17 protein-coding genes and 1 tRNA gene are annotated in these 17,087 nt (G+C 66.3%); 12 read left to right on the forward strand and 6 right to left on the reverse strand.

Annotated features, from left to right (window positions below; translation table 11 throughout):
• Window positions 1-85 precede the first annotated feature (85 nt).
• Genes WFI54_RS09830 through resB form a run of 4 tightly spaced genes read left to right on the forward strand, consistent with a single transcriptional unit; the run spans window position 86 to window position 3,759 of the window.
• Window positions 86-730: a histidine phosphatase family protein gene (locus WFI54_RS09830; RefSeq protein WP_336652610.1), complete on the forward strand. Its 645-nt coding sequence runs from the start codon at window positions 86-88 to the stop codon at window positions 728-730.
• Window positions 727-1,365 carry a TlpA family protein disulfide reductase gene (locus WFI54_RS09835; RefSeq protein WP_336652611.1) on the forward strand — a complete coding sequence of 213 codons (639 nt, stop codon included), beginning with the start codon at window positions 727-729 and terminating at the stop codon, window positions 1,363-1,365. The genes WFI54_RS09830 and WFI54_RS09835 overlap by 4 nt, the downstream gene beginning before the upstream one ends.
• Before the next feature lie 2 nt (window positions 1,366-1,367).
• The gene (locus WFI54_RS09840; protein WP_336652612.1) at window positions 1,368-2,111 is read left to right on the forward strand and encodes a cytochrome c biogenesis CcdA family protein; all 744 of its coding nucleotides are present in this window, start codon (window positions 1,368-1,370) and stop codon (window positions 2,109-2,111) included.
• Entirely contained in the window at window positions 2,095-3,759 is a 1,665-nt protein-coding gene (gene resB, locus WFI54_RS09845) for a cytochrome c biogenesis protein ResB (protein WP_336652613.1), read from the forward strand. Before WFI54_RS09840 ends, resB begins: the two co-directional genes overlap by 17 nt.
• A gap of 306 nt (window positions 3,760-4,065) precedes the next feature.
• Here the strand turns inward: resB and WFI54_RS09850 are convergent, their stop codons facing one another.
• The gene (locus WFI54_RS09850; RefSeq protein WP_336652614.1) at window positions 4,066-4,704 is read right to left on the reverse strand and encodes a CHAP domain-containing protein; all 639 of its coding nucleotides are present in this window, start codon (window positions 4,702-4,704) and stop codon (window positions 4,066-4,068) included.
• A 194-nt stretch (window positions 4,705-4,898) separates the two neighbouring features.
• On the opposite strand from WFI54_RS09850, the gene WFI54_RS09855 reads away from it, so the two are divergent.
• Window positions 4,899-4,986, forward strand: a tRNA-Ser gene (locus WFI54_RS09855).
• 148 nt (window positions 4,987-5,134) lie between these two features.
• Here the strand turns inward: WFI54_RS09855 and WFI54_RS09860 are convergent.
• The 4 genes from WFI54_RS09860 to WFI54_RS09875 form a co-directional block, all read right to left on the reverse strand.
• Window positions 5,135-5,944 (reverse strand): ABC transporter permease, encoded by an 810-nt coding sequence (locus WFI54_RS09860; protein ID WP_336652615.1) that lies wholly within the window; start codon window positions 5,942-5,944, stop codon window positions 5,135-5,137.
• Window positions 5,945-5,974: 30 nt separating this feature from the next.
• Window positions 5,975-6,859 carry an ABC transporter permease gene (locus WFI54_RS09865; protein ID WP_336652616.1) on the reverse strand — a complete coding sequence of 295 codons (885 nt, stop codon included), beginning with the start codon at window positions 6,857-6,859 and terminating at the stop codon, window positions 5,975-5,977.
• 149 nt (window positions 6,860-7,008) lie between these two features.
• On the reverse strand, window positions 7,009-8,187 hold the full coding sequence (locus tag WFI54_RS09870; RefSeq protein WP_336652617.1) for an extracellular solute-binding protein: 1,179 nt from the start codon (window positions 8,185-8,187) through the stop codon (window positions 7,009-7,011).
• An 80-nt stretch (window positions 8,188-8,267) separates the two neighbouring features.
• Window positions 8,268-9,368 carry an ABC transporter ATP-binding protein gene (locus WFI54_RS09875; protein ID WP_336652618.1) on the reverse strand — a complete coding sequence of 367 codons (1,101 nt, stop codon included), beginning with the start codon at window positions 9,366-9,368 and terminating at the stop codon, window positions 8,268-8,270.
• A 197-nt stretch (window positions 9,369-9,565) separates the two neighbouring features.
• On the opposite strand from WFI54_RS09875, the gene WFI54_RS09880 reads away from it, so the two are divergent.
• Both WFI54_RS09880 and WFI54_RS09885 read left to right on the forward strand, forming a co-directional pair.
• Entirely contained in the window at window positions 9,566-10,372 is an 807-nt protein-coding gene (locus WFI54_RS09880) for a FadR/GntR family transcriptional regulator (protein WP_336652619.1), read from the forward strand.
• 23 nt (window positions 10,373-10,395) lie between these two features.
• Entirely contained in the window at window positions 10,396-11,106 is a 711-nt protein-coding gene (locus WFI54_RS09885) for a cache domain-containing protein (RefSeq protein WP_336652620.1), read from the forward strand.
• Here the strand turns inward: WFI54_RS09885 and WFI54_RS09890 are convergent.
• Entirely contained in the window at window positions 11,103-12,233 is a 1,131-nt protein-coding gene (locus tag WFI54_RS09890; protein ID WP_336652621.1) for a mannose-1-phosphate guanylyltransferase, read from the reverse strand. The genes WFI54_RS09885 and WFI54_RS09890 overlap by 4 nt on opposite strands.
• 237 nt (window positions 12,234-12,470) lie before the next feature.
• On the opposite strand from WFI54_RS09890, the gene sdhC reads away from it, so the two are divergent.
• From sdhC to WFI54_RS09915, 5 genes are read left to right on the forward strand one after another with little or no spacing between them, the layout of a single operon-like run.
• Window positions 12,471-12,887, forward strand: a complete 417-nt coding sequence (gene sdhC, locus WFI54_RS09895; protein ID WP_076623914.1) for a succinate dehydrogenase, cytochrome b556 subunit — start codon at window positions 12,471-12,473, stop codon at window positions 12,885-12,887.
• 16 nt (window positions 12,888-12,903) lie between these two features.
• Window positions 12,904-13,350, forward strand: coding sequence for a succinate dehydrogenase hydrophobic membrane anchor subunit (locus WFI54_RS09900; protein ID WP_336652622.1), 447 nt, complete (start codon window positions 12,904-12,906; stop codon window positions 13,348-13,350).
• Between the two features lie 46 nt (window positions 13,351-13,396).
• Complete coding sequence (gene sdhA / locus WFI54_RS09905) at window positions 13,397-15,229, forward strand: succinate dehydrogenase flavoprotein subunit (protein WP_336652623.1); 1,833 nt, start codon at window positions 13,397-13,399, stop codon at window positions 15,227-15,229.
• A gap of 3 nt (window positions 15,230-15,232) precedes the next feature.
• Window positions 15,233-16,030, forward strand: a complete 798-nt coding sequence (locus WFI54_RS09910; RefSeq protein WP_336652624.1) for a succinate dehydrogenase iron-sulfur subunit — start codon at window positions 15,233-15,235, stop codon at window positions 16,028-16,030.
• A 37-nt stretch (window positions 16,031-16,067) separates the two neighbouring features.
• Window positions 16,068-17,066, forward strand: coding sequence for a YihY/virulence factor BrkB family protein (locus WFI54_RS09915; RefSeq protein ID WP_336652625.1), 999 nt, complete (start codon window positions 16,068-16,070; stop codon window positions 17,064-17,066).
• Window positions 17,067-17,087 lie beyond the last annotated feature (21 nt).

Below are 17,087 nucleotides of genomic sequence, written 5' to 3' on the forward strand. Positions count from 1 at the left end.
GGGCACGCCCCGGCGGCGTGTAATGCGGGGTGCTGCGCCCCCGCAGCCCGGGAACTCCCAGACACGGCGAACGTAGAATGGAGCCGTGAGCGACAAACTGCTGCATCTGGTGCGCCACGGCGAGGTGCACAACCCCGACCGCGTGCTGTACGGCCGCATCCCCGGCTTCCACCTATCCGAGCTCGGGCACCGCATGGCAGAGGCCGCGGCGCTCGAACTGGCGGGTAGCGACCGCGTCGCGGTGAAGCTGATCGCCTCGCCCCTCGAGCGGGCGCAGCAATCGGCGCGGCCCATCGCCAGCGCATTCGGCCTCGAAATCTTCACCGACGAGCGCATCATCGAACCGACGAACGTGTTCGAGGGCATGGTGAAATCGGGTGAGAACTCGGTCTTCAAGAACCCTCGCTACTGGTACCGCTTCGCGAACCCGCTGCGCCCCAGCTGGGGCGAACCGTTCCGTCAGATTGCCTCCCGCATGCGCGAGGCAATGGACGAAGCGTGGGAGACCACCCGCGGCGGAGACATCGTGATGGTGTCGCACCAGGCCCCCATCTGGGTGGCGCACCTCGACGTGACAGGCAAACCGCTCGCGCACAACCCTGCGAAGCGACGCTGCGACCTGTCGAGCATCACCACTTTCGAGAAGCGTGGCGAACGCTGGTTCGAGGTCGACTATCGCACGCCGGCAGCCGGGCTGACCGAGGGCGCCGTCGATGTGGGGGCCGTATGAACGCGCGCATCAGGGGGCGGATCCGCCGCACCGCGCTCGCCGTGCCGCTTGCCGCGGCGCTGCTGCTCACCGGCTGCGGCGGCGGTGAGAACCTCGCGCAGCAGTGGGAGGAATCGAGTGGCAAGAACTTCGTGTCCGGTGACGGCTCCTCGCTGAGCATCGCCCCCGCCGAGCGCACCGAACCCGTCGAATACTCGGGCAAGACCGAGACCGGCGACACCTTCGGCTCGGCCGATACGCTTGGCAGCGTCACCGTCGTCAACTTCTGGTACGCCGGCTGCGCACCGTGCCGTGCCGAAGCCCCCGACCTCGTCGCCGCCTACAACGAGTTCAGCCCGCAGGGCGTGCGGTTCGTGGGCGTCAACACCCGCGACCAGCTCGCGCAGGCGCAGCAGTTCTCCGAGCAGTTCGGCATCGAGTACCCCTCGATCTTGGACAATGCCGGCGGCCGTGAGGTGCAGCGCGCCTTCGCCGGCCAGGTGCCCCTCAACGCGGTGCCCACCACGCTCGTGCTCGACGCCGAGGGGCGCGTCGCGCACCGCGTGCTCGGGCAGCTTGCCGGTGAATCGCAGCTGCGCACCCTCATCAACGAGACCCTTGCCGAGAGCGGCGAGACGAAACCAGGCGAGCAGTAGCGGTGGATCTGCAGCACCTCGTCGCCGACGGCCAGCTGCTCGTCGCATCGCTGATCGCGATTGCTGCGGGCCTGCTCTCCTTCCTGTCGCCGTGCGTGCTGCCGCTCGTGCCCGGCTACCTCGCCTATGTGGGGTCGACAGCGGGATCGACCCCCGGTGAACCGCCCGCGCGCGGGCGCATGGTGATCGGATCGCTGCTCTTCGTAGCGGGGTTCACGGCAGTGCTCGTCGCCTTCCTTGCCGCCGCTGGCACGGTGGGCGTGTGGCTACTGGAGTGGGAGCAGCTCATCACACGCATCATGGGCGTGTTTGTGATCGTGATGGGGCTCGTGTTCATCGGGCTCTTCGGCGCGATGCAGACCACCAAGAAGTTGCGCATCAAACCGAAGTTCGGCCTGCTCGGCGCGCCGGTGCTCGGAGCGGTCTTCGCGATCGGCTGGACCCCCTGCATGGGGCCGACCCTCACCGTGATCATGGGTCTCAGCCTGCAGCAGGGCTCGGTGGGGCGATCCGTGATTCTCGCGCTCGCCTACTGCCTCGGCCTCGGCCTGCCGTTCGTCATCGCCGCTTTCGGCTTCGGATGGATGACGCAGACCATGACGTTCTTCAAACGGCACATCCGTGCCGTGAACCTGATCGGCGGCGCGCTGCTGATCCTCATCGGTCTCCTCATGGTGACCGGACTCTGGAGCCGGATGATGTACGCACTGCAGGCGGTGATCGGCGGATATGTCACGCCCCTCTGACTACGATGATGGATCGGGTGCCCGCGGGGCACTGCAGGTGGAGGCCCCTGAGATCGGCCTGAAGGGGTGGCTGCGCTGGTTCTGGCGGCAGCTCACGAGCATGCGGGTCGCCCTCATCCTGCTGCTGCTGCTCGCGGTCGCCGCGATTCCCGGCTCGCTCGTGCCGCAGCGCAGTGCCGACCCTAACGGTGTGATCCAGTACGAGCAGGATCATCCGAAGCTGTTCCCCATCCTCGATGCCTTCCCGATCCAGGCTTTCGATGTTTACGGGTCGGTGTGGTTCTCGGCGATCTACCTGCTGCTGTTCATCTCGTTGATCGGCTGCGTGCTGCCCCGCATCGTGCACCACTGGAAGGCGTGGCGGGGTCAGCCGCCGAAGACGCCCGCCCGCCTGCAGCGCATGGCCGGATACACCGAGATCCGCGTCTCCAACCCGGAGGCGAGCGAGGCGGATCGCGCGGCCTTCGCCGAGCGCGCCGTCTCTGAGGCGGCCCGCGTGCTGAAGAAGCTGCGCTACCGCGTGCAGGTGCAGCGCACTTCCCGCCGCGGAGTCGAAGAAGTATCGGTCTCGGCCGAGCGCGGCTACCTGCGCGAGACCGGCAACCTCATCTTCCATGTGTCGCTGCTCGGAGTGCTCATCAGCGTCGGTATCGGCGGCGTCTTCACCTTCAATGGCCAGAAAGTGGTGGTCGAGGGTGAAACCCTCATCAACCAGCTGATCGACTACGACAGCGCAACCTCTGGCCGATCCTTCGACAGCTCGAGCCTCGACCCGTTCAGCTTGCGTCTCAACTCGCTCGATGTCACCTACAACACCCCCGATGACGGCAACGTCGACGCGATCGGGCTGGTCAAGGACTACGTGGCGAACGTCACCCTCACCGAGGGCGAAGGTGAGGAGAGCGAGCACACGATCCGCGTCAACCACCCGCTGCGCGTGCATGGCTCGCCCATCTACCTCATCGCGAATGGGTACGCGCCGCAGATCACGATCCGCAACGCCGAGGGCACTGTCGTCTACAGCGAGGCGATGCCCTTCATCCCACAGGACAACCTCAACATGACCTCGCTCGGTGTGGTGAAGGTGCCCCACGGCATCGTCGACGCCGCCGGCGAGCAGACCCAGCTCGGCCTGCGCGGCTTCTTCTACCCCACGCAGACCGAACTCGACTCGGGGGCCTACACCTCGAACTACCCCGACCTTGAGAACCCCGTGCTCACCCTCGACGTGTTCACCGGTGACCTCGGCCTCGACAGCGGAGTGCCGCAGTCGGTGTACGTGCTCGACACCGAAGGCATGGAGCAGCTCACAGGCCGAGCCGTCGATCGCAAGTCGCTTGAGCTGCGCCCGGGCGACAGCGTCGAGCTGCCGAACGGGCTCGGCACGATCTCGCTCGATGCGGTGCCCCGCTACGCCTCGTTCGACGTGATGCAGAACCCCGCCCAGGAGTGGGTGCTGATCTTCGCCCTGCTCGCGCTCGGCGGGCTGCTGTGGTCGCTGTTCGTGCCGCGACGACGCATGTGGGTGAAGGCCGTGCCGAGCGAGGATGGCATTGTGCTGCAGTACGCGGGCCTCGCTCGCGGCGACGACCCTTCGCTGGAACGCGCAGTCGAAGAACTGAGGGAACGCCACCGAGAGGTGCTGTAGGGCTCGCACCTTTGGCGGAGGGGACTTCTTGCCCTTCTCCACACTCTGCCTTTCTCGCAACCTCCCCCTTCCTGCTGTCAGTGTGGGTGTCGAGAGGTGAAAAACGCGGGTGAACTGGGCGGGCCCGCACGCGATAATCGCCTTTCGGTTGCAGCCGACAGGGGCAGGGGCAAACAGGCGGATCGTGAGGCAGGCGCAGCTTGCGCAGGCCAGGCGCCGGTGAGTGCAGCGCAGCTCAGGGGCGGACGCGAAAGGGCGGGGTGCGGATCGCGTGATCCGCACCCCGCCCTGCGGCGCGAGCCGTGTCTAGAAGCGCCAGACAGCGGCCTGGAAGCCGGCCGGGGGTGCGGGGGTCCAGTGCTCGTTCTTGCTGACGAGGCCGGAACCGCCAGGGTTGTTGGATTCGATGATCGTGAAGGTGCCGTCGTCGTGCACCGCGGTGATTAGCACGGTGTGCACGCCCGTCACCCAAGAAGTGGGGGAGTCGATGTACTCGTACTGGATGATGTCGCCCGGGGCTGCCGTAGCCAGGGTGACGCGGGTGGCGTTGTCGTAGTTCGAGACGGGGTTGCCGCCGCCGCCCCAGTTGCCGCCGCCGGCGCGAATCCAGCGCTGGGCCGACATGATGCACTCGCCGGGAGCGCTCCAGCCGGTGGCGCGGCTCGTGCCGATCTCACTCTCGGCGAGGGCAATCGTGGCGGCCACGTCGAAGTTGTGGGGCACTGTCGCGATCTCCTCGAGTGCCACGACGGCCTCGATCGGTGCGCCTGCGAGTGCTTCGTCGGTGGTGGTGTCGAGTGTCTGGCTGAGCTGCGCGGCGGCTGGCTGCACGGCTGCGACGGAGAAGTCTTCGACGGGAGTCGTTGCGACGGCAGGTGCGGCGCCGAAAGCGAACGTGACGGATGAGACCAGGCCGACTACGAATGCCTTGGCGGAAACTCTCACGCGTGTACTCCAGGGATTGTTCAAACAAAAAGCGCCGGGCGGTGGCCCGAACGCCTCATCCAGTATGCGTTACCAATCCGTTATGTTCAAGTGCAGGGCTGAGAACGTTCCCAGTTTCACCCCCGAAGCGTCCGGTTTCGGATGCGCGGCGGGAACCCGCTAGACTGGACGACGTTGATCGTTTCGGTCGACGAGGAGGATTCGCCTAGCGGCCTATGGCGCACGCCTGGAACGCGTGTTGGGTTCACGCCCTCGGGGGTTCAAATCCCCCATCCTCCGCCAAAACCCCACTGCATCGCAGTGGGGTTTTCCAGTTCTTGAGCGATCGGCCTGTCGGAGACGGTTCGGAGCCCCCTCGGCAACACAACGGCGGGATCACCCGAGGGGTGCCCCGCCGTTGCGTTCCGAAACGAGATCGCCGATCCGCCTCCTATTTTGCGTCGCCCGCGGCCGCGGCCTTCTGCGAGAAGTAGACCGGGATGAGCGACAGCAGGATCATCACGGTGGCGACCACGTTCACCTGATTCACCTCGTTGGGGCGCGCCATCTGGTTCATGATCCACAGTGGTAGCGTCTCAACACCGGGCGGGGCAGTAAAGATCGTCACCACGATCTCGTCGAATGACAGCGCGAAGGCGAGCAGGCCACCCGCGATAAAGGCGCTGCGGAACTGCGGGAAGGTGACGAGTCGGAACGTCTGGGCGATGCCGGCGCCGAGATCCATCGACGCTTCTTCGAGGTTCGGGTTCATGCGACGCAGCCGTGCGATCACATTGTTGAAGACCATCACCACGCAGAAGGTGGCGTGCGCGATGATCATGCCCCAGTAGCCGATGTGGATGCCCATCGGCTTGAGCACCTGGTGGAACGTGTTCGAGAGCGCGACACCGGTGACAATGCCGGGCAGCGTGATCGGCAGCACGATCAGGAGGTTGACGGTCTGCTGCCCGAAGAACTTGAAGCGTTGCAGCGCGAAGGCGGCGAGCGTGCCCAGCAGCAGCGCGAAGGCCGTGGCGACGGACGCCACCACCACCGAGTTGAGCAGTGCCGCGTGCACGGCAGGGTTGGCGAGCGCCTTGCCCCACCATTCGAGCGAGAAGCCGGGGATGGGCCAGCCGGCGACCTTGCCAGCGTTGAACGAGTTCATGACGATCACGAACAGGGGAATGTACATGAAGCCCATGACGATGAGCGTGATGATCGCGAGGGCGATCTTGGTGCCGCGGTTGAGGCGAAGCATTGCGGTTCTCCTTTGATCCTTCTCGGGCGTCTACAGGTTGTTGAGGGCGCCCGTGCGGCGCACGGCGGCGAGATAGATGACGACGAGCACGATCGGCACGACCGAGAAGGCCGCTGCGAGCGGCGGGTTGAGGTTGATGTTCTGCGCGATGATGCTGCCGATCATCTGCGTCGATCCGCCCACGTACATGGCTGCGATGTAGTCGCCGAGGCTGAGCGAGAAGGTGAAGATGGAGCCTGCGATGAGCGAGGGCAGCAGCAGCGGTGCGACGATGGTGCGGATCGTGCGGAAGCCGCCAGCTCCGAGGTCGGATGAGGCGTCGAAGAGGTTGGTGGGGATCTGTGCGACTGCGGCGTAGACGGGGATCGCCATGTAGGGGAACCAGAGGTAGACGAGGGTGAGAATCACGGTGAGCACCCCGAGCCCGGGCCCCTCGATCCCGAGCGGCGACAGCGACCAATTGAAGAAGCCGTTCTCGGTCCAGACGAGGCGCATGCCGATGATCTTCACCAGGTAGCCGGCCCACAGCGGCAGCGTGACGAGCACTGCGAGCACGGCCCGCAGTCGCGGCCCCGCAACTTTCGCCATGAACACGGCGAGCGGCACTGAGAAGAGTGCGCAGATCGCGGTGACGGCGAGCGCGATGCCGAGGGTGCGCAGGGCGGTGTCGCGGAAGGCGGGCACTGTGGCGAGTTGCTGGAAGTTATCGAGCGTGAAGCCGGGCTTGACGCGGGAGGTGAAGGGGTCGGTGGTCCAGAACGCGGTGATGAGCAGCAGCGCGAGCGACAGGATGTAGACCCCGATGAGCCAGGTCATCGGCAGGGTCAGCAGCGAGGCCAGGCGGCCTTTCGGGTGCCTGTAGAGCGCGGTCGAGATCGGCTTGGGGCGGCGTTCGAGCAGGTTCTGGGAGCTCATGGGGGTCCTCGCTGACGGTAGAGCTGGGGGCGCTGTGGTGAAACGGGGGGCGGCGGATCGCGGATCGCGGAGGGGGTCAGCCGGTCGGGCGAGGGGCGTCGCCCGACCGGCTGGGGCGGATCGTTAGGATCCGCGCGGGGCGGAGGGGGTTAGCCCTTCACCGTGGCCCAGGCGCTGGTCCAGTCCTGGTAGTTGGTGCACTGCACGTCCTTACGGCCGTCGAGGCACTGATCGATGGGGGTGGTCCAGAACCACACCTGCGAGTAGTAGTCCTCATCGGTGGCGTTGTAGTAGTCGCAGTGGGCCTTGGCCTCGTCGCTGGTGTCGCAGAATGCGCCGTTCGCGGGGGCCATGCCGAAGTTCATCGCGATCTGGCCGTTGACCTCCGGTGAGCTGGTGTAGTCCATCCAGGCGTAGCCGCAGTTGGGGTTCTTCGCGTCTGCGGCGAGCATCCAGGCGTCAGACCATCCCGTCGAGCCTTCCTCGGGCAGCACGCTCTTGAACTTCTCGTCCTGCGTAGCCTTGCGCAGCACCTCCCACGAGGTGCCGACGACGGAGTTGCCGCCGGTGAACGAGGTGACGTTCGTGGCGGGCGACCAGTATTCCGACACCATCTTGTTCTGCTGCTTGAGCAGATCGGTGGCGGCGGCGAGCTGATCTTTGTCGAGCGCGTAGGGGTTCGTGATGCCGAGATCGGGCTCGTGCTCCATGAGGTAGATCGCGGCGTCGGCGATGTAGATGGGGCTGTCGTAGGCGGCGATCTTGCCGGCGTAGGGGCTGTCGGACTCCCACACGACGTCCCAGCTGGTGGGGGCTTCGGTGACGACCTCGCTGTTGTATTCGAGGATGTTGGCGCCGCGGCCGATCGGGATGCCGTAGACGTTGCCGTTGAGGGTGTCGTAGAGCTGACCCTTCATGCCCTCGACGATGTCGTCGCCGAAGTTGGGGATGAGCTCGGTGTTGAGCGGCTGCACATTGCCGTCGACGATGAGGCGGAGGCTTGCGTCGCCGGAGGCCGAGACGAGGTCGTATTCGCCGGTGCGCATGAGCTGCACGGCTTCGTCGCTCGTTGCGAAGACCTTGCGATTGACCTTGCAGCCGGTGTCGGCGGTGAACTGGTCGGCCCAGGCCGGCTCCACGAAGCCCGACCAGGCGAGGATGTTGACTTCCTTCTCCATGTCGCCGAGCTTTTCCATCATCGGCACGTCGGGCACGTCGATCTGCAGGCCGCTGGCGGTGTCGCCGCCGGCGTCGCTGCTTGCGCAGCCTGAGAGTGCGAGGCCCACAGCAGCCAGCAGGGCTGCGGGGGCGAGCAGTTTCTTGTTCATCAGTACTCCTTTGTAGTGAGTGGTGGTGCGGGAGGTTCGAGGGTGATTAGCGGATCCGGATCGGTGTTCCGGGTCTGCGATCAGGCCGGGGCTGGAGCGGTCGCGGGGCTCGGGGCGGCAGTCGCCTCGCCGGGCACGGTGACCGCGTGATCCGCCGCGAAGCGCAGACTCACCGCGTCGCCGCGACGGATCGAGGGCTCAGTGTGGGGTGTCTGGTTGTTCTGCTTCTCGGCGATGAAGCGCGTGCCGAGCTCGGTTTCGACGAGGTAGCGGGTGTGAGCGCCGGCGTAGACTGCCTCGACGACGCTGCCGGCGAGTGCAACGGTGCCTGCTTCGGGGAGCGTCGTCGGGTCTGCCAAGTGGATGCGTTCGGGGCGCACGCTGTGCGGCAGCTCGCTGCCGAAGATCTGCTGCGCCTGCTCACCGGTGATGAGGTTGGTGATACCGAGGAAGCTTGCGACGAATTCGGTGCGGGGGAATTCGTAGACCTCGCGGGGGCTGCCGACCTGCTCGATTTTGCCGTTGTTGAACACGGCGACCCTGTCGGAGAGGGTGAGGGCTTCTTCCTGGTCGTGCGTGACGAAGACGAAGGTGATGCCGACCTCGCGCTGGATCTGCTTGAGCTCGAACTGCATCTGCTCGCGCAGCTGCTTGTCGAGGGCGCCGAGGGGTTCGTCGAGCAGTAGCACCTTGGGTCGCAGGATCAGGGCGCGGGCGAGCGCGATGCGCTGGCGCTGGCCGCCGGAGAGCTGGGACGGGCGGCGTTCGGCTACGTGGGAGAGGCGCACCTGTTCGAGCGCTTCGCCGACGAGCTTTTCGCGATCCGCCTTCGACATACCGCGCACTTTGAGGCCGTAGGCGACGTTCTCGGCGATGGAGAGGTGGGGGAAGAGGGCGTAGTCCTGGAAGACGGTGTTGACCTCGCGGTCGAAGGGGGCTGCCCGCGTGACGTCGGTGCCGTGGAGCAGGATGCGGCCGGCGGTGGGTTCTTCGAAGCCGGCGATCATGCGGAGCACCGTGGTCTTGCCCGAGCCGGAGGGGCCGAGCATGGAGAAGAATTCGCCGGCGCGGATGTCGATGTCGAGGTCTTTGACCGCGACGAGATCGCCGAACTGCTTGTGGACGCCCTGGACTGAGACGGCGATGTCGCCGTGCTCTGCGGGGGAAGTGGTGTGTCGCATGGGGGCGATGCTCCTCAACGTCGTTGTCGAACCGGGCCCTGGTGGGCCGATGTTTAGAAAGATAACATATGGGTTTATAGGTTTGAAACCGAGTGCGATCTTGGCACGTTACGTTTTCATCACGTTGTGGCTCAGGCAATCCCCACTCGAATCGTGGGAAACTCGTCACGGATCCGCAGGAAGACCGGAGGTCGTCGGTGAACAGTTCGCTCGTGCAGTCGCCTCCGAGTCGCCTGCGCACCGCAGCCTTCGCGCCGATCGGCGAAGAGGGGCGCACCGAGCAGGTGGTATCCCGCATCGTGCAGGCCATCTCCGTCGGCGCCTTCACCGAGGGCGAGCGGCTGCCCAGCGAAACCGAGCTCTCCGGCCTGCTGGGCGTCGCCGTCGTCACCGTGCGAGAAGCCCTCGGGGCCTTGCGGCACCGCGGGCTCATCGAAACCAAGCGGGGCCGACACGGGGGTAGCTTCGTGCGGTCGAGCCACGGCGCCGTCGAAGAGGTCAACGCGCGCGCGCTCATGGAGATGCCCCGAGTCGCGCTCGCCGACCTGGGCGTGCACTACGAGGTGATCGTCGGCACCTGCGCCGACTACGCCTGCCTGCGGGCCACCACCGACGAACTCGACGTGGTGCGTGGCATCCTCGACACCGCACGCGCACTGCCCCCCGAACTCTGGCGCCGTCGCATCACCGAGGTGCAGCTCGAACTCGCGGCGCTCAGCCAGTCGGTGCGGCTCACCAACGAGCATGTGCGGGTGCAGACCGAGTTCACCCCGCTGCTCGGACTGCAAGACGTCGACACCGCGGAGCGGCTGCACACGCACGATGCGCTCGCCGCCCAGATCGAGGCGACCCGCGCTGGCGATGCCGTGGCCGCCCGCGCCGAGGTGCGCGAGAGCGTGCGCAACTCGGTGCGCTGGCTTGTGGCCTTCCGAGCCGAACTCCTCGCCGATCCGCGAGACGAATCGTTTCGTGCCACACTTGAGTCACGCCGGAGCAACCGGTGACGGCTCGAAGGGGAGTGACTGAGGTGGGGAAGGCAGCGGATCGAGCGCTCTCCGATGGGATAGCAGCGGTCGACGAGTTCTTCGACGGCGTCTTCGCGCCGCTCGACAGTTGGGCGCCCCGTCTCGCGTCCCAGCTGCAGGAGCACCTGGGCGCCGGCCCCTTGAGCGGGCACCAGCTCGCAGCGATCGTGGAGCCCGAAGCCCACGCGATCCTCGACGTCGCCGACAGGCCGCTCTACGGCGCAGGCTACTGCGCCAGTGAGGCCGTCGTCTCCGAGGGAAATCCGCTCGCCTGGTGGCAGGGGCCGGAACGCAGCCTGCTGGCCTCGTCGACCTTCGGGCCTGGCCAGGCGGCCATCGACCTGGTGCGTCTCGAGTGGTACCGCGTGCCGCAGGCCACGGGGGAGCGGCACGTCGCCGGGCCCTTCGTCGACTATCTCTGCTCGAACGAGATCACCATCACCTCGTCGATTCCGGTGCTGCTCGACGGTCGCTTCTCGGGCGTCGTCTGCGCCGACGTGCTGGTCTCCTCGCTTGAGGGTGTGCTGTTGCCGAGCGTCGCCGAGCTGCCCGAGGCGACGCTGGTCAACACTGCAGGCCGTGTGGTGGTGTCGAGCGATCCAGGTTACGAGACCGGCGACCGCTTCGCCGGCGGCGACATCGCGTCCCTCGCGGATGCAAAGCGCGTGGCCCGATCCGCGCGCTACCCCTTCGCGCTCGTCGCCCCGCGCTAGAGCAGGTGGCCGCCGCCGGTCACCTTCATGCGGTTGACGAGGTTCTTGACGTCTTGCGCGCGGCTCTTGGTGGTGACGAGCAGCACGTCGGCGGTGTCCACCACCACCACGTCGTCGACACCGACGAGGGCGACGAGGCGTTCGCTCTCGGAGACGACGATGCCGCTCGACGCGTCCGACAGCACCTGCGCGCCGTCGCCGAGCACGGCGAGGTCGCTGCCGCGGCCACGGGTGAGGAGGTTGGCGACCGAGGCGAAGTCGCCCACGTCGTCCCAGTCGAAGTGGGCGGCGATGCAGACCATCTTGCCCGCGGCTGCGGCAGGTTCAGCCACCGTGTAGTCGATCGCGATCTTCGGCAGTGTGGGCCACAGTCGCTCCCGGACATCGGCCCCGCGCTCGGTGCCCCAGCTGGCGGCGATCTCGCGCAGCGCGCGCACAAGCTCGGGATCGGAGAGCGCCATCTGGTCGAGCAGTACGGTGGCCCGCGCGATGAACATGCCAGCGTTCCAGAGATACCCGCCGTGGGCGAGGTATTCTTCGGCCATCTCGGCGTCGGGCTTCTCGACGAACTCGGAGACGTCGTACACATCGAAGGGTGCGAGGTCGCCGCGAGCCTCACCGCAGGAGATGTAGCCGAATCCTGTCGCCGGATGCGAGGGGTGAATGCCGATCGTGGCGATGTACCCGCGATCGGCGGCCTGCACAGCTGTGGTGACGGCGCGCTGGAAGAGTACGTCGCCGCGAATCACATGGTCAGCGGCGAAAGATCCGAGGATCGCGTCCGGGTCACGCAGTTCGAGCAGCGCCGCTGCGAGCCCGATCGCGGCCGACGAATCCTTTGGCTCGCTCTCGGTGATGAGGTTCTGCGGCAGCAGCTCGGGCAGCTGCTGCATGACGGAGTCGCGGTGAGAGACGCCGGTCACCACCATCACCCGGTCTGTGGGGGCGATGGGGGCAAGGCGGTCCCAGGTGGCGCGCAGCAGTGAGTCGCCGGACCCGGTGAGATCGAGCAGAAATTTCGGTGCGTTCGCGCGTGACAGGGGCCAGAGTCGGGATCCGACGCCTCCGGCGGGAATCACGCAGGTGAGTCGCTCGATGGCGGGGCGCAGGACTGTGGCGTCAGACATGGCTCCAGCCTAGGGCGTGTGCGGGGATGCGTGGGGCCGGGATCCGCATATTCATCAGATGAATGGGCGGATCCGCGCGCCCGGGCGGGCGTACGGGGGAGGGTCGGAAAAGGTGTCATAATGGGGGGCGCAGCGGATTCTCGGTTTGGAGAGATCATCGGGTGCGCCCGCGCTCGCCGAGACCGCGCCGTCAGCCGCCGAGCCTAGCTCGGCGAAGCAGGACCAAGGAGGAAGCCCGTGTCAGCCCAAACGGCAGAGGCCGCACCCGCGGCAAAGAAGAAGAGTCGCCCGGGCGGCACGCTCTACCGCGGCAACGAGGGCATGTGGTCCTGGGTGCTGCACCGTATCACCGGCGTCGCCATCTTCTTCTTCCTTCTCGTTCACGTGCTTGACACCGCCCTCGTGCGTGTCAGCCCCGAGGCGTACAACGCCGTGATGAGCGTCTACAAGACCCCCATCATGGGCCTCGGCGAGGCAGCGCTCGTGGGTGCGATCGTGTTCCACGCCTACAACGGCATCCGCATCATCCTCGTCGACTACTGGCGCAAGGGTGCCCAGTACCAGCGCGTGATGTTCTGGATCGTGATTGCCGCCTGGGCGATCACGATGGCCGGCTTCCTGCCGCGCCACCTGATGAACGTGTTCGGGCACTAGGCGAGGAGAGACAGACATGACGATGACCATCGAATCCCCCCGCTCGCAGGCACCCGCCAAGAAGCGCACCAACTGGGAGAAGTGGGGCTGGATCTACATGCGCGTTTCGGGCGTTCTGCTCGTCGTGCTCGTGTTCGGCCACCTCTTCTCGAACCTCATCGCGACGCCGGGCGGCGTGCACGCGATCGACTTCGGCTTCGTCGGCGGCAAGCTCGCCAACCCGTTCTGGCAGGTGTGGGATGTGCTGCTGCTGTGGCTCGCTCTGATCCACGGCGCCAATGGCATGCGCACCATCGTGAACGACTACGTCACCCGCCCCGGCCTTGCGAAGACCTTCAAGGTGCTGCTGTTCCTCTCGGCCGCGCTGCTGATCCTGCTCGGCACCTTCGTGGTGTTCACGCTCGATCCCTGCCCCGCGGGGGCCGATCCGGCGCTCGTAGCGTCGTTCTGCAACGCGTCGTAGCGAACCCGGCAGCCCAGGCTTACAGATTTCGAAGAATAGGACTCACGTGACCACAGACACCCATCAGGGCGAGGAAGTCACCGTCAAGGACGGTGTCACCTATCATCAGTTCGACGTCGTGATCGTCGGCGCCGGCGGAGCGGGCATGCGTGCCGCGATCGAGGCCGGCCCCAAGGCGAAGACCGCGGTCATCACCAAGCTGTACCCCACCCGTTCGCACACCGGTGCGGCGCAGGGCGGCATGGCGGCGGCGCTCGCGAACGTCGAGGACGACAACTGGGAGTGGCACACCTTCGACACCGTCAAGGGAGGCGACTACCTCGTCGACCAGGACGCCGCTGAGATTCTTGCGAAGGAAGCCATCGACGCGGTCATCGACCTCGAGAACATGGGCCTTCCCTTCAACCGCACGCCCGAGGGCAAGATCGACCAGCGTCGCTTCGGCGGTCACACGCGCGACCACGGTAAGGCCCCCGTGCGCCGAGCCTGCTACGCGGCTGACCGCACCGGCCACATGATCCTCCAGACGCTGTTCCAGAACTGCGTCAAGCTGGGCGTCAACTTCTTCAACGAGTTCTACGTGCTCGACCTCGTCATGACGGGCGAGGGCAAGAATCGCCGCCCCGCCGGCGTCGTGGCCTACGAGCTCGCGACCGGCGATCTGCACGTCTTCCAGGCGAAGTCGATCGTCTTCGCGACCGGCGGCTTCGGCAAGATCTTCAAGACCACCTCGAACGCCCACACCCTCACCGGTGACGGCGTCGGCATCATCTGGCGCAAGGGCCTGCCGCTCGAGGACATGGAGTTCTACCAGTTCCACCCGACGGGTCTCGCCGGTCTCGGCATCCTCCTCACCGAGGGCGCCCGAGGAGAGGGTGCGATCCTGCGTAACGCGAGCGGCGAGCGCTTCATGGAGCGCTACGCCCCCACCATCAAGGACCTCGCTCCCCGCGACATCGTGGCGCGCTGCATGGTGCAGGAAGTGCTCGACGGCCGCGGTGCCGGCCCGCACAAGGATTACGTCTACCTCGACTGCACCCACCTGGGCGCCGAGGTGTTGGAGACGAAGCTCCCCGACATCACCGAGTTCGCGCGCACCTACCTGGGCGTTGACCCGGTGACCGAGCCCGTGCCCGTGTTCCCCACCGCGCACTACGCGATGGGTGGCATCCCCACGAACAACGCCGCTGAAGTGCTCATGGACAACGACACCGTCGTGCCCGGCCTCTACGCCGCCGGCGAGTGCGCCTGCGTCTCCGTGCACGGGGCGAACCGCCTCGGCACGAACTCGCTGCTCGACATCAACGTTTTCGGCAAGCGCTCCGGCAACAACGCCGCAGACTACGCGCAGACCGCGAGTTTCGTCGATCTGCCCGCCGACCCTGCGAAGGAGATCCGCGAGCTCGTCGACCGCTTCCGCACCGGCACCGGCACCGAGCGCGTCGCCGATATCCGTCGCGAGCTGCAGGAGGCGATGGACCGTGGCGCCCAGGTGTTCCGCACCGAGGAGTCGCTCACTGAAGTGCTCGGTGTGATTCACGACCTGCGCGTGCGCTACATGAACGTGGGCGTGCAGGATCGCGGTCGCCGCTACAACACCGACCTGCTCGAGGCCATCGAGCTGGGCTTCCTGCTCGACCTTGCCGAGGTGCTCGCCTACACGGCGCGCAACCGCAAGGAGAGCCGCGGCGGTCACATGCGCGACGACTACCCGAACCGCGACGACGAGAACTACATGCAGCACACCATGGCGTATCTCTCGGGCGACCCCCACTCGGCCGACCCCGACGATCACATCAGGCTCGACTGGAAGCCCGTCGTGTTCACGAAGAACGAGCAGGGTGAGTTGAACTACCCGCCCATGGAGAGGAAGTACTAGGCCATGAGCACCGCTACCGCTGAAGCGACCGCCGTCGACTCCACCCAGGCCTCGGCCTCGGGCAGCGCTCCTGACGCACCGAAGCCGTTCACCGTCACCCTGCTGGTGCGCCGCTACAACCCGGAATCGGGTCGCGACGCCTACTGGGAAGACTTCGACGTCGAGATGTACCCCACGGATCGCATCCTCGACGCCCTGCACCGGATCAAGTGGGATCAGGATGGCACGCTCGCGTTCCGTCGTTCCTGCGCCCACGGCATCTGCGGCTCGGATGCCATGCGCATCAATGGCCGCAACCGCCTCGCGTGCAAGACCCTCATCAAGGATCTCGACATCTCGAAGCCGATCTACGTCGAGGCGATCAAGGGTCTGCCCCTCGAAAAGGATCTGATCGTCGACATGGAGCCGTTCTTCGCGGCCTACCGTGCGGTCAACCCCTTCCTCATGCCTAACTCGGCGCCTGCTGAGCACGGCAAGGAGCGCTTGCAGACCATCGAGGATCGTGAGCGTTTCGACGACACCACGAAGTGCATCCTGTGCGCCGCGTGCACCACGAGCTGCCCGGTGTTCTGGACCGACGGCCAGTACTTCGGCCCGGCTGCCATTGTCAACGCGCACCGCTTCATCTTCGATTCGCGCGATGACAACGCTCAGGTGCGTCTCGACGTGCTCAACGACACCGAGGGCGTGTGGCGCTGCCGCACCACCTTCAACTGCACCGACGCCTGCCCGCGCGGCATTCAGGTCACCAAGGCTATCGCCGAGGTGAAGGCTGCGATCCGCTCCGGCAAGACGAAGTAGCGCCCGCGCTGAGCGCCGGGCGGCTGCAAGAGACGGTATGACGACGCCCCGCGATCCGCGTCCCTCACCGCAGGGACGGGATCGTGGGGCGTCGCGCGTTTCTGCGGCTGGTCGCGGCTTGGCGGCACGTGGCATGGGCGTGTGGTCGTGGCTGCGCGTTTCTCGCCCGTTCCGCTCCTTTTTCCACTTCACCGATGTCGGTGGATCGGTGCTTGCTGCCGGGATGAGCTATCAGGCGGTGTTCGCTGTGTTCGCGGCGCTGTGGATCGGTTTCAGCGTGTTCGGCATTGTGCTGCGCGGGCGGCCGGAGTTGCTCGATTCGGTGATTGCGCAGCTCAACCTGTTCGTGCCGGGTCTTGTGGGCACGGATGACGACGGTGCGGTGTCGCTGGCGACGCTGCTGCAGGGCCGCACCCTCGATTGGAGCAGTGCGATCGCGGGTGTGGCCCTGGTGTATGTGGCGGTGGCTTGGTTCACGGGAACGCGCCGTTCGATTCGTATTATTTTCGGGCTCGAAGTGCGCCAGTACCGCAATGTGGTGCTGTTGAAGCTGCGCGATCTTGCGCTGGCGCTGGGGTTTCTGCTGGCGTTCATCGTGTCGGCGGCGCTCACGGTGCTCAGTTCGAATCTCACCGATCTGCTGCTGTCGTGGCTGGGCGGGAATGCAAATGGCTGGCTGCTCGGCGGCTTGGGCACCATTGCGCGTTACGGTGCGATGTACCTGTTCGACACGGTGGTGCTGGTGGCGATTTTCAGGCTGCTGGCGGAGGTGCGGTTGCCGCTGTGGAGCTTGTTGCGCGGTTGCGCGCTGGGCGGTGCGGCGATGTTCGGCATGAAAGTGCTGGGGGCGTCGCTGCTCGGCGGCACCCCGAACAATCCGCTGCTGGCGTCGTTCGCGGTGCTCGTGGGTTTGCTGATCTGGTTCAATGTGATCTGCCGCATTCTGCTGCTGACGGGGTGCTGGATCGCCACGGGGCAGAGTCGCGAATTGGGGAGGCCGGATCCCGCACGTTCGCGCGTGTTCGACGTGTTCTGAGGCTGTTGCGCACCGTGTAGG

Source organism: Leucobacter sp. MMO-125, assembly GCF_037148395.1.
Classification (GTDB): domain Bacteria; phylum Actinomycetota; class Actinomycetes; order Actinomycetales; family Microbacteriaceae; genus Leucobacter.

Excerpts from the sequence above, each read along its gene's own strand:
- WFI54_RS09870 (WP_336652617.1), bottom strand. The coding sequence starts at position 8,187 with ATGAACAAGAAACTGCTCGCCCCCGCAGCCCTGCTGGCTGCTGTGGGC.
- WFI54_RS09910 (WP_336652624.1), top strand. The coding sequence starts at position 15,233 with ATGAGCACCGCTACCGCTGAAGCGACCGCCGTCGACTCCACCCAGGCC.
- WFI54_RS09860 (WP_336652615.1), bottom strand. The coding sequence starts at position 5,944 with ATGCTTCGCCTCAACCGCGGCACCAAGATCGCCCTCGCGATCATCACG.
- resB (WP_336652613.1), top strand. The coding sequence starts at position 2,095 with ATGTCACGCCCCTCTGACTACGATGATGGATCGGGTGCCCGCGGGGCA.
- WFI54_RS09890 (WP_336652621.1), bottom strand. The coding sequence starts at position 12,233 with ATGTCTGACGCCACAGTCCTGCGCCCCGCCATCGAGCGACTCACCTGC.
- WFI54_RS09875 (WP_336652618.1), bottom strand. The coding sequence starts at position 9,368 with ATGCGACACACCACTTCCCCCGCAGAGCACGGCGACATCGCCGTCTCA.
- WFI54_RS09900 (WP_336652622.1), top strand. The coding sequence starts at position 12,904 with ATGACGATGACCATCGAATCCCCCCGCTCGCAGGCACCCGCCAAGAAG.
- WFI54_RS09915 (WP_336652625.1), top strand. The coding sequence starts at position 16,068 with ATGACGACGCCCCGCGATCCGCGTCCCTCACCGCAGGGACGGGATCGT.
- WFI54_RS09865 (WP_336652616.1), bottom strand. The coding sequence starts at position 6,859 with ATGAGCTCCCAGAACCTGCTCGAACGCCGCCCCAAGCCGATCTCGACC.
- WFI54_RS09835 (WP_336652611.1), top strand. The coding sequence starts at position 727 with ATGAACGCGCGCATCAGGGGGCGGATCCGCCGCACCGCGCTCGCCGTG.